The 11,556-nt window shown below is 48.9% G+C and carries 9 protein-coding genes; 4 read left to right on the top strand and 5 right to left on the bottom strand.

What is annotated here, in order from left to right:
- Positions 1-326 precede the first annotated feature (326 nt).
- Positions 327-791 carry a Cna B-type domain-containing protein gene (locus Q0X25_RS08530; protein ID WP_367270399.1) on the top strand — a complete coding sequence of 155 codons (465 nt, stop codon included), beginning with the start codon at positions 327-329 and terminating at the stop codon, positions 789-791.
- A 69-nt stretch (positions 792-860) separates the two neighbouring features.
- A complete protein-coding gene (locus Q0X25_RS05100) occupies positions 861-1,412 on the top strand; it encodes a hypothetical protein (RefSeq protein ID WP_298579478.1) in 552 nt (183 codons plus the stop codon).
- 30 nt (positions 1,413-1,442) lie between these two features.
- Here the strand turns inward: Q0X25_RS05100 and Q0X25_RS05095 are convergent, their stop codons facing one another.
- The 4 genes from Q0X25_RS05095 to Q0X25_RS05080 form a co-directional block, all read right to left on the bottom strand.
- The gene (locus Q0X25_RS05095; protein WP_298579475.1) at positions 1,443-4,280 is read right to left on the bottom strand and encodes a glycoside hydrolase family 38 C-terminal domain-containing protein; all 2,838 of its coding nucleotides are present in this window, start codon (positions 4,278-4,280) and stop codon (positions 1,443-1,445) included.
- Positions 4,281-4,448: 168 nt separating this feature from the next.
- Positions 4,449-5,540 (bottom strand): PTS fructose transporter subunit IIC, encoded by a 1,092-nt coding sequence (locus tag Q0X25_RS05090; RefSeq protein WP_298579472.1) that lies wholly within the window; start codon positions 5,538-5,540, stop codon positions 4,449-4,451.
- A gap of 65 nt (positions 5,541-5,605) precedes the next feature.
- Complete coding sequence (locus tag Q0X25_RS05085; RefSeq protein ID WP_298579469.1) at positions 5,606-5,926, bottom strand: PTS fructose transporter subunit IIB; 321 nt, start codon at positions 5,924-5,926, stop codon at positions 5,606-5,608.
- A gap of 8 nt (positions 5,927-5,934) precedes the next feature.
- Positions 5,935-6,402 carry a PTS sugar transporter subunit IIA gene (locus tag Q0X25_RS05080; protein ID WP_298579466.1) on the bottom strand — a complete coding sequence of 156 codons (468 nt, stop codon included), beginning with the start codon at positions 6,400-6,402 and terminating at the stop codon, positions 5,935-5,937.
- Between the two features lie 184 nt (positions 6,403-6,586).
- Between Q0X25_RS05080 and Q0X25_RS05075 the strand changes: the two genes are divergently transcribed.
- Together Q0X25_RS05075 and Q0X25_RS05070 are read left to right on the top strand one after the other, a co-directional pair.
- Positions 6,587-8,545 carry a BglG family transcription antiterminator gene (locus tag Q0X25_RS05075; RefSeq protein ID WP_298579463.1) on the top strand — a complete coding sequence of 653 codons (1,959 nt, stop codon included), beginning with the start codon at positions 6,587-6,589 and terminating at the stop codon, positions 8,543-8,545.
- An 80-nt stretch (positions 8,546-8,625) separates the two neighbouring features.
- Positions 8,626-9,516: an ROK family protein gene (locus Q0X25_RS05070; RefSeq protein ID WP_298579460.1), complete on the top strand. Its 891-nt coding sequence runs from the start codon at positions 8,626-8,628 to the stop codon at positions 9,514-9,516.
- A 49-nt stretch (positions 9,517-9,565) separates the two neighbouring features.
- Here Q0X25_RS05070 and Q0X25_RS05065 read toward each other — a convergent pair.
- Positions 9,566-11,556: hypothetical protein (locus Q0X25_RS05065; RefSeq protein WP_298579458.1), on the bottom strand; the 1,991-nt coding region annotated here is incomplete at its 5' end.

The raw sequence follows: 11,556 nt of genomic DNA, 5'->3' as shown, positions 1-11,556 counted from the left end.
CTAGCTCACATTGTGGCAGTCCTCTAGCCCGCGAGATGACATGAGCAAGGGGGCTCCAATGCTTCTCTCATATCGTCTTAGATGAAACCACCGCAGAGAAATCGCTCTCGGCAGCTCAGACACTAAAGGGATACGTGTCTGCCCATGCTCAATCGATTTCATCAGTACAAGCAATCGTTCATGATGGATCTACGACCTTTACAGGATTGACGCCAGGCCTTTACCTTATCGTTGGAGAGAATATATCTCTCGAAGGGACGAACTATATATTTGCATCGTTCCTTATTGCGATTCCAGCAAAATCAAGTGAAGGTACCTATATCTACATGCGTACCGTGGAAGAGACAAAATTTCTTACGACTACTTCAAAGGATTACAAAAATAGTGTGACAAAAATCTGGTCTCAGGATAACAAGCGAAGTCGCCCAAGTTCTGTGACGGTAGATATCTATAACGGCACCACGTTATTTCGGACAGTAGTTCTTAGTTCAGAAAATAACTGGTTTTATAGCTGGTCAGGCAAGGGGGATTGGTCAGTCGTCGAGCATCTTAAAAAATCGAATGCATCTTATGCCACGAGTACGCAATCGACAATACGTGAAGTGTCTTCCGTAGTACACACGGATATGGTCATTACTAATGCCGGTCGGCACAAAAGGACAACCGTGTCAAACCTTCCCAAAACGGGAGATACCACATCTCTCATGATCCCAATAACCCTTGGTGCAACCTCTGTTCTCTGTCTTTTCATAGTGATATCTCTTCGCAGTAGAAAAGACACTCGGAGCTAATAGATGGCTTGTGGGCCTTTGTTAAGAAACACAGTGAGAACTGCGGGAAAATGGGTGGGGATTGCGCTCATGTTTATGATCGTCCTTATCCTTGCCCAAGGTCTTGTCGACATGGCCACTAAGAGTACACAAAGCAGAGAGATACGCGACAAAGTATTAGATGTTCTAAAAAACGAATCGGCAGTAGAGTCCACAGCCTCCATTGCCGAAGACATGTCTTTTCTACCACAGCGTGAAGTGAGCGGGGAATGGGTAGTCGGACGCGTATTGGCATCAGCTGCTGGTCTTGATTTTCCTGTTTCTGCTCCGGCAGATAACGTAGAGGGGCTTCTACCCTGTCAGGTTGTAGTAAGCGATCATACCGAGTGCTTGGTGGTCTTTGGCATGCCCTACCAAGAATTCTTTCGAGATATATCGACACTTGCAAATAGAGATACCATCACATTTACGCAGATGGATGGTGCCATACGGAAGTATGTGGTTAGCTCCACAGGAACGTCGTATGGCACCATCGACTCACTCTGTAATAACAATGATGCGGTCTTCTATTGGACTGATATGCTTGGAGCCGCTCATTGGGTGGCGTGCAAAGAAATGGTTAATCGATGGACAGGCGTCTAAAACGGTAGAGCAGTCCTATACAGGCTCTGTTTATGCTTCTCCCAGTTCGATGTAGAGTGTTACAAACTCACACGGACTCAGTTCAGGTACGGTAACGTATCGTCCATCAAAGTCTGCGGTTCTTATATTCTGCTCGCGTAAGTTGACGATGCTGGCATACTGAACTGAGCGCTTGAACATCAATCGCCCTGCCATAACGCCTGTAGTTTTATCCGTCTCTTCGCATCCAACCTTGCCGTTGTACAAACGCACGATGATGCCGCTGCGCTGTTCGGCAGGCTTGATTGCGCTTATCTCAAAATCACCATCGTATGAGAGCAGCGAATAGATACCCTCCCGTGTTCCCACGCGCTCTTCTTCGGAAAAGATGAGTCGTCCGTTCAAGAAGGGAGCGTATTCATACGCAGTCAGGGGCGTATCGTAACCTCGTGCGATATGCTCGACTCCGGACGCGTTGATAGCGGATGCAAACAGCGTGAGCCCTACCCGGTAGGTCATTTTTTTATGTAGCTGTGCATCAGGAGTGAGTATGGCAGTCTCGCCCGAGGCACGCCCGGGACGATAAAGCAGATTCTCCTTACCCATCTGTCCGTACGTGCGAAAAAGAGTAAGCTGTAGCTTTGGGTGTTCAGGTCCCTTGCTTACCTTGGGCACACTGCCCTGGTCAAGAAGGTCTATGCCGGTCGCATCATGGCCGAACTCATCGACAATCTCGTATTCGCGCACGCCTAAAGGCAGCGCGGCGATACCCTTTTTACCATCAGTCATGGCGACGAAGGACTGGGTTGGCTCAATGGAAACAGGTGGCTCTTGCCAAGAGCCGGGGTTTTGTACCCAATTGGTAGGGAGCGATGAGGTGGTTGTGCCTTCTGGTATGTCTTGTGCATTAAGAAGGCTTTTAAGATAAGCATTGAGCTGCTCAGCATGGACATTGTCACGTTTAATCGTACCGAACTGCTCATCAGCATAGTTATATGACGTTGCAATCTCTGGATCGAGCAGCAAGCATACACGATGGGAGTCTACCGTGCGATTGTCAATGGTAACAGCCAGATCGATGACATCTGCGCCCTGAGTCAAGATGACCTCAAGGGTAACAGGAAGAACAGCGGTGCGATCATGACGAGAGCGCTCATCTAGGTCGCGCGGGACAAGCATCTTAAATGAAATGAGGGCGTGCTGCCAGATGGATGACCCTTCGATCTTAATCTCTGGGGTGTACTCACTGGAAAGGATACGCAGATCATTATGAGCTGGTGAGGAGTTGAAGCTATCGCCATCGTCGCCATTCTCTGCGATTATGGCCTCGTGGTCGTAGATATGGCCACTCGCTTTATCCTGGACACACAGGGAGCCGTCGGTATTGATGTCTATGCGATAGCGGTTATTCTCAAGGTGGTCTAGAGTCTGCATCGGGTCCTCGCCTGAGATACCCTCGGAAAATGTGTAGGAGACATACCCCATAGAGGGGACTTGTTCGGCAGCGATCGCAACCGTAGCTTCAAAGATGCGCTCGGGAATATCTATAGGACGACTTGGGTTGAGACGGATGGTCTGAGAGAGTACATACTTCGTAAGATCGTGCTTCTTGATGATTGTATAGGGAATGGAGTGACCATCAGGATCGAGGAGCTCGAATGGCTCACCAGGCACATAGAGTTTCTCGACAGTCACAGCCGAGCGCAGCTGTGGCAGTGTGTTAAAGATTGTAACGGTGTGCGAGCTTTCCGCGTTGCGTATGCTCGTTGCGATAAGGCGAGAATGCAATTCAACCAGACTGGTTGCTAGATCGTGAACTTGCTTGTACCGCAGGTAGATATCCTTGTTGACTTCATCCGAAACAGAGGCACCGATGGAGTCGTGCGCCGCGTTTTCAAACATAAGCTTCCATATGGTGTCAACCACCCCATGCGGATAGTCATTGCCAAGTGACTGCGAGAGTAGTAGCAGAGGCTCCATAATGTTAGTAAGAAAGAACTGCGCCTTGGTGTTCAGTGCCTTAAGGTCGGAACGGGAGGACCAGATTGAACGGTGGATACGCATCTGCTTGCCCACCAAAAGCTCGCCTTGTACCTCCTCTAGGTCTTTGGCAGCAGCTTTGGTCTCATTGATATAGCGCTCGATGGTACTTATTTCATAGATGTTGTGAGGATCTTGAGCATTGCGTGCGGCAATGAGCTCGGGCAGGTTGGTGCGAATAGGTGCCTGATCAAAGCCAACAGGGAAATAGATGTTATCCGTTGCCGCAGGGCCACCCGCAACGTCTAGGCACTGCTTGTCCCAAAATGCGGCGGCATCCGCAGGGCCCTCAGGAATGTTTCCGCCGATGTAGTAGCCGTGGGGGATCTGCTTGGCAAAAACCCGCGAGCCATCGTCGCCTTTCCACATAAAGTCGGTGTGCTCAACCATGTCATCGGAGACACCTCGCCAAAACAACGTATCCTCAATGCCTGCTTGGCGATAAATCTGTGGCATATTGCCCGCTTGTCCAAACGAGTCGGGTACGTATCCTATGTGCATCGTAGCGCCCATTTCGTCGGCACGTTGCATGCCGTAGTAAAGGTTTCGCACAATGCTCTCACCGCTTGCAAGCATCTGGTCGGTTTGCGTGTACCAAGGACCGACGATGAGTCTACCTGCCTGTACGAGTTTGCGAATGCGATCCTCATCTTCAGGACGAAACGCCAGATAGTCATCCAGCAGGCAGGATTGACCGTCAAGGAGGTAGCTGGTAAATCTAGGATCAGTTTCCAGCTTTGTAAGGACATCGCCCAGATCCTTCATGAGATAGACCTTCGAGCGAGATGTGGTGAAGTACCATTCGCGATCCCAATGCGAATGGGGGATGATATGTATCTTTTTGCCCATGATTGCCTTTCCTTTGGTTTGGTCTGCTCATGTGTGCGTACAAGCGTGTAAGGAATAAAAAAGCCCGAGAGTACCTTGGTGCTCCCGGGCGTCTACGATATGGAGCACGATCGTTTGCGCCTCACTGCAGTCCTGCGACGCATTTGCTATGTCGTGCTATGAGAGGAACTACTCAAATGAAATCTCGATGTCGTCTACGTTGACATCCTCTTCCATATTGTCAGGATCGACGTTGAAGTCGACGAGGGCGATGGAAGCGAGGGCAATAAACAGGCCTCCTACAGCAATACCAATTAGATAACCCCATGGGTTCTGCAGCGTGATAAAACCATACCAACCACCAAGCGGCGGAATGATGGCATCAGAGCCGAGCAAAGCTGCGAGACCAGCGCCAAGTGCAGAGCCGATGATGTTGATTGGAATAAGACGGAAAGGCTTGACTAGGGTGAAGGGAATGGCTCCTTCGGTGATGCCGATAAAGCTCATAACCCAGTTACCAGTGGCAGAGTCACGCAGGGACTCGGAGAAGCGGCTTTTGCGAATGACAGCTGCAATTGCGTAACCAAGGGGCGGAATGCATATAGCGCAGTTGATATACACATTGGGGGTGTAAATACCTGCGGCAAGCAGTACATTACCGGCAGTCCAGGCCGCTTTATTTACGGGACCACCCATGTCGAAGCCAATCATAGCGCCGAGTACGAGAGCCATGAGAACCTTGTTGGTATCGCTTTGGCACATGACCTGTAGCCAGTCAATAATGGCCTGGTTAATGTAGGCGAGGGGAGAAGCAAGGATAACCGCAATGAGTGCAACGATGCCGGTGGCGAGGAAGGGCAGTACGACGAGCGGCATGATCTGCTGGTATTTCTCGGATACCTTAATGTTCTTAAGAGCCCAGCGCACGATATAGCCACCAATGAAGGCATAAAGAATTGCGCCGATGAAACCAGCTTTAGTGCTCGTGGCCATAGCGCCGCCAACAAGACCAGCGGCCAGACCGGGTTTATCGGCGATGGAATAGCCGACAAAGGCAGCAAGCACGGTATTAACGAGACCAATGCCCGTCCAGCCAACCTGTTGGACCTGATAGAGGAAACCGAGAAAACCGGTTAGATCCTCAGTGAGGCTTGTGACACCCATACAAAGACCGATGATGGTGGGAATGGCGACGACAAGCGAGGAACCAATAATCATGGGCAACATAAAGCTGATGCCCGTCATTAGGTGACCCTTTGCCTCCCTAAAAAACTGTTTCACTATGTTCCCTTCTTTCTTTACTATGCGACCTATGGCCGTATGATCATGGGCACAACTTGTGAGAATTACTTGTTTTTAGCTTCGACGGCAGAGGCACACTTCTTAAGTACCGCCTCCGGAGCTTTGATACACATATCGATGTTGATACGCATAGTCGGCTTGGCTGAAAAGCGCTCTATGTCTTTGATCTTCTGATCGGACGCAATGATCACGAAGTCAGCTGCATCGGCTTCATCCTGTGAAACCTTGTCGATCTGGCCCATGCCACCTTGTTGTTCGATCTTGACGTTCCAGCCGAGTTTCTTACCGGCACGAGTTAGCGCTTTTGCTGCCATGGGGGTGTGTGCCAACCCTGCAGGGCACGATGCTACTCCTACAACGTTCATTACTCTTCCTATCCCTGCTTTTCGATTGAATCGTTGATGTATGCTGCAAGTTTGTGGGCATCCTGCATAGACTTGACCTTGTCAATAAAGTCGTCTTCCAAAAGGCGAGTTGCCAGCTCAGAGATTAACTTGAGATGGATGTTGCCTTCGTTTGCCTCTGGAACAAGCAACACAAAGAAGTACTGTGTGGGCTCTTCATCCATAGACTCCCAGGCGATCGGCGCGTTTGTTCTCAGATAGAGGACATCAACCGCATCAATGTTTGGGCTCTTAGTGTGCGGAATTGCAAAGCCACTCGTGAGCCCGGTGGGCATTTGGCGCTCGCGCTCCATCAGGTCTTCTGCCACCGCATTGGCATCACCTGCCACGCCGTGTGCTACGGCACACGCTCCAATGAAGGCAAAGAGCTCCTCTTTTGTTGCTGCATCCACTTCGAGATAAATATCGTTATCGTGCAAAAGTTTGGTCTGCGTCATCCATACCACCTCCTCAATCTGATTTTTGCATCTTGGGTAAATCTCCTACAAGAGTTGTGATTTCCACTTCGAAATGGAAACGCATCAGTCCGTGACATAGAGGTATTTCCGCTATGAAACGGAAAACTGAACGGACGAGAGTGACGCGGGCATAATTACCATAGATTTTGACTAGGTAAGCGTGATGAGTGTAGAAGCTGAGCAGGTTATGTTCGAATACGAAAGGCTCAACCAGATATTTGATACTGTACAGGAAGCAGCGTATATCCCTGCTACCCAGTTAGCTTCCCTGTGTCACGTAAGCACACGCACCATCCGCACGGATGTTTCGCGTCTCAACGATAAGCTTAGGGACAATGGTGCCCAGATTGTTATGCATCGCGGAATGGGCTATCGTCTAGAGATTTCAGACAACAAGCTCTATAAGGCCTACATAGCGTCGCTGGAGAGTTACAAAGACAATCGCGACCTTTCGAGTGCGCCGAACCGATTGCGTACGTTACTCAGCATCCTCTTACGCAGCGACTCCTACATTACGGTTGAGGATCTTGCCGGCCAGATCTTTGTAGAGGAGAGCACCATACAGAGCTACCTGCGTCAAGCACGAGCGATCATGATTGGTTATGGCATTGAGTGCGTGAACAAACGTGGGCGTGGCATGCGTATCTTTGGACGTGAAGCCGATCGGCGTGACTGCTTTGCACATGAGGTTATCAGGCAAAATCTTCGCTCTTATGTCACAGGATTTTCAACTGAAGAACAGATGATGATTGCCAATGTCGATCTGTATCAACTGCAGGCGATTTTTAACGAACATCTGAAAGACAGTACTCTTGTCACAACAGATGCAGGGGCAAAAAACATCATGCTCCATCTTGCCTTGGCGGTTTCGCGTGTGAAGGCCGGCTATGTTATCGAGGGCGAGAGTACGAGGCCAGATAACGCCGAAGGGTGGGAATTTGTCAACGACATTAGCAATGACCTTGAACGTGTCTTTGGTATCAAGCTCAGTTTTAGTGAGCGTTATTACGCATATCGCCATGTAATGCTCAATGCGCATACCGGGGAGACTTCCGTAGCGGATATGCCTGATTTTGAGGATAAGGTCACCCAGCTTCTTGAGGTGATTTTTCAGAACTATGGCTATGACCTGCGCACCGACGAAACGCTACATACAGCGCTTATCAACCATTTGACCTCTATTTTCAAGGCGGTTGAGCTCAATAACCCGTATAAAAATCCACTCCTCAATACGATTCAAACAAGCTTTCCTCTCGTCTATGAGATCACGCTGATGTCATCAAGTGAAGTCTTTACTGAGGAACCGTATACCCTTGACGAGGACAGCGTTGGCTACCTATCTCTCCATATAGGCGCGGCGATTGAGCGTCTCTCAGCCAAAGATGCAACTAACCGGCTATGGGTCTTTGTGGTATGTAGCTCTGGTAAGGCTGCGTTGTCCATGCTCACCTCTCGCATTGAGTCCTACTTTGGAGACAAAATTGAAGTCAAACGAAGCATGTCATACCGCGAGTACCTATCTTTATCAGAACACGAATTCGCAGGTATTGCCTTTATAATCACGACCGTGCCGCTTGATAACAGTGCGCGATTGAGCGTTTTGGTGGACTTCAGATTTGGGTCATCAAACATCAAATTCGTCTCACGTTTAATCGAGTCACTTGACTCAGATAGATTTCGCAAGCTCGAGCGCTTCTTTGCTCGCGAGAACTTCATGGTCGTGAATGGACAGACGGACAAGCGTACTCTCATTCGCCAGATGTGCGATGGTCTCGAGCGCGAGGGGATGGTAGACCTCACATTCTTTGATTCGGTCATGCTGCGCGAGTCTATCTCAGACACCAGTATGAACAGACAGTTTGCAATTCCGCACTCCATGAAGCCCGAGGCACTGCATAAGCGTATTGCGGTTGCCATTCTCAAACGACCGATTGCATGGAGTGATGAGCATCAACAGATTAAGATTGTCTTTCTTCTCGCAATCAAAGCCGGCGACCATTTCGAGTTAGAAAGCCTTTATGACCTGCTTGTACGCATCGTTGAGGATAGTCGATTGCAGCAGGAATTAGCAGAGGTAAAAGACTTCAATGAACTAATGCAGGTGCTGGCGGCGGCTATATAGCACACAGTTGAGATTTCGTAGCACTTGCACATCAACGGTAAGGACATTCTGATAGTACGTGTTAGGGGAGTGAGGAAACAATGGTAAATGAGAAGATGCGTTTTGGGGCACTCGAAGCCGGTGGGACCAAGATGGTGCTTGCAGTGGGCAACGCTGTGGGTGAGGTGTACGAGCAGGAAGAGATCCCAACCGAGGCTCCAGATGTTACGGTGCCGCATATCATTAAGTGGTTTGCTGACAAGAGTATCTCGACACTGGGTGTAGGTGCATTTGGTCCCACGGGTGTTAATCCCGCATCGCCAAGCTTCGGTAAGATTCTTGAAACTCCCAAACTTGCGTGGAGAAACTACGACTTTCTTGGCGCGTTAAAAGGCGGTCTGGGCATCCCTGTTGGTTATGATACCGATGTCAACGTTGCATGCCTAGGTGAGGCAATGTTTGGAGCTGGCCGCGGTTTGGACTGCTTGATATACCTGACAGTGGGTACAGGCATCGGTGCTGGTGTCATGATTGATGGCCGCTTATTGCACGGCATGCTGCATCCCGAGACAGGACATGTGCTTATTGAGCGCAAGGCAGGCGATAAGGCTAAGAGCTCGTGTGCTTATCACGATAACTGTGTAGAGGGTCTCGCATCGGGTCCTGCGATTGCGCTACGTTGGGGTAAGCCTGCCAGCGAACTTGCGGACAATGCGGATGTCTGGGAGCTCGAGGCAGCCTATCTTTCGCGAGCTCTTTCGACCTATGTACTCTGCTACTCGCCGCAGCGCATCATCTTGGGCGGCGGTGTTATGAAGCAGCAGCACCTCTTTCCGCTTATCCGTTCCAAACTACTGACTGACTTGGGAGGTTACATTAAGACACCCGAAATCGCCAACATCGAGAGCTACGTTGTTCCCGCAGGATGTGAGGGCAAGCAAGGCATTTTGGGTTGTCTGACCTTAGCCGCTCGCACTACGGTGGCCCCGTAAGTCTGAACTGATTGCTCGGGTGGCCTTTTCGGTTGATTGAGCGATGAACTTAATCTAATTTCTCTCCAAAGGTATCCTGTACCCAGTCAGCTAGTTTGCCTTCTTTCGCAAGTTCTGCAGTGTCTGCTAGGAGGAAATTAGTGTCGAACCCTCCTGCAACTTCACCTTCATAGCCCAAAATGAAATGTGTTGTAATGTCAAACAGAATTTGGGTTGGCGCAGCTCCGAAGACCTGATGCTCAAAGATGTGTTTCAGACGTTCTTGTTTGTCGGGGCACCTCTTCTTCATCTCTTCACTGTTGTAGAGACGCTCTACAATTTCTGTGATAAAGAGTCCCGACTTCATATAAAGGTCAGCAAAGGTATGGCTTGGGTCATCAAAGCAGCCGGGATTTTCTTGCTCAAAGAGGTCAACCATCTGCTTTACTACCTTGCGCGGAGTAAAGATCTGATTGGTTTTCTGGGACGGAATGTAATCAAAAATATTTTGTGTTTGATTTGGGTCGAAGTAGTTGGCAAGCTTTGAGCGTAGCCTGATAAACTCATGAACTGAGTCATCAAACACAACCTCATCGAAGAGATGCCCTGCAAACTCTTGCGTTTCTCCAGTTACGGAATCTTCGATTCCTCCGCCATCACGTAGCAGCCTAAATTCATCAAGCGTAATTGAAGTGACTTCTTGAAAGACCTCATTAGGCACAATGGAATCAAAGTTTGCCAGTGTTGTACTGCTATCTCCATATGCCATCAAAAAAGAGGGGATAGTGCGTGAAAAGCCCCGCAGATGATCGCGAATACCTTCTTCAATAGTTTTCTTTTCTGCTTCCTTTTTTGAAGTCTCAATAGTTCGCACTACTGCGACACCAGCTTCTTTTGGTGCGGAATCTTTTACTTCAAGTAATCCCTGTTTGAGAGTATCCAAGGCAGCTTCTTTACGACTTGAATATTCAAGGACAATTTGCGCGCGCTCTTCCTTAGTTGTCGCCCTCTTTTCAGCTTTTTCTTGCTCACTGGCAATCTTATTGCGAGCAATTTTATAATCACCAATCTTTCGATTGATATCTATTCCGACATTTGCTTCTATGATGCGTTTAAGCTGCTTTGCTGCTGAGGGAGTTATTTCGGGTCCATAGTGGGTTTTCGCATGCTCCACGAGAGGTTTAGAAATATCCTCTGCAAATCTTTTGTGCAACTGTGCAAGCAGATCATCATTGGCCGATTTTTCATGTGGAAGTGCATCAAGTTCTTCAATAGCCTTATCTAGATTTTCACCAATACCATCAAAAATCTTTTGACCAAATAAATCCTGGGAAAGCCCGATAATTCCCGCTTCGTCAGAATGTACTTCACCCTGTTCATCAAGCTCAAGCTCATCGGCAGTATTCTCATCAATATCGATGGGCTTTACTTCTTTATAAGCTTCGAATTTGTCGAGGATATTGCGCACAGCCTCGGGTGCACGGAATACGCTGCTGATATTTTGGAACAAGAAATTACTCAAGAAACCTCGACGCACGACTTCTTGGCTACGAATTTTCCTTGGAATCGAGAGTATCTTTTCTGCGTCAAGTTCAAGCATCTTGCCTTCATTGTCTTCTCCGATAACGGGGAAGAAATTCAACAGAATTTTGACGCGCTGTTTGTGTGCATCAAGGTCGCCCCTGCCTCCAGCAGTATCGCTATACAGGTCATTGGCAAATTTTTCATAGAGGTCAAGTGTTCGAGCGGGATCAAAATCGAATACGTAGGCATTTTGCTTGCGCAGGAATTCTCCAGAGCCGGCCTCAAACAAGCAGGGATTTTGTGCTCGAAACGCTGCTTGCATATAAAGAGAAGCACTCTTCATGTTGGAGAGCATAAGCACAGCGGTCCATTCGGGAATTGTCACGCCTGTTGTGAGCTGCCCTACCGAAAGCGTAATGGTTCTCTCATAGTCGTTGATTGCCTCCCGCACACGGTCAAAGGCTTCTTTGGCCTCATCATCCTCATTCAGTTTGCCGTCTCCTACAGCAAGCACCACCTTGTAATCCTTAAATACAG

The organism is uncultured Olegusella sp., assembly GCF_947253395.1.
GTDB lineage: Bacteria > Actinomycetota > Coriobacteriia > Coriobacteriales > Atopobiaceae > Olegusella.
This window is presented reverse-complemented; position numbering and strand designations above follow the sequence as displayed.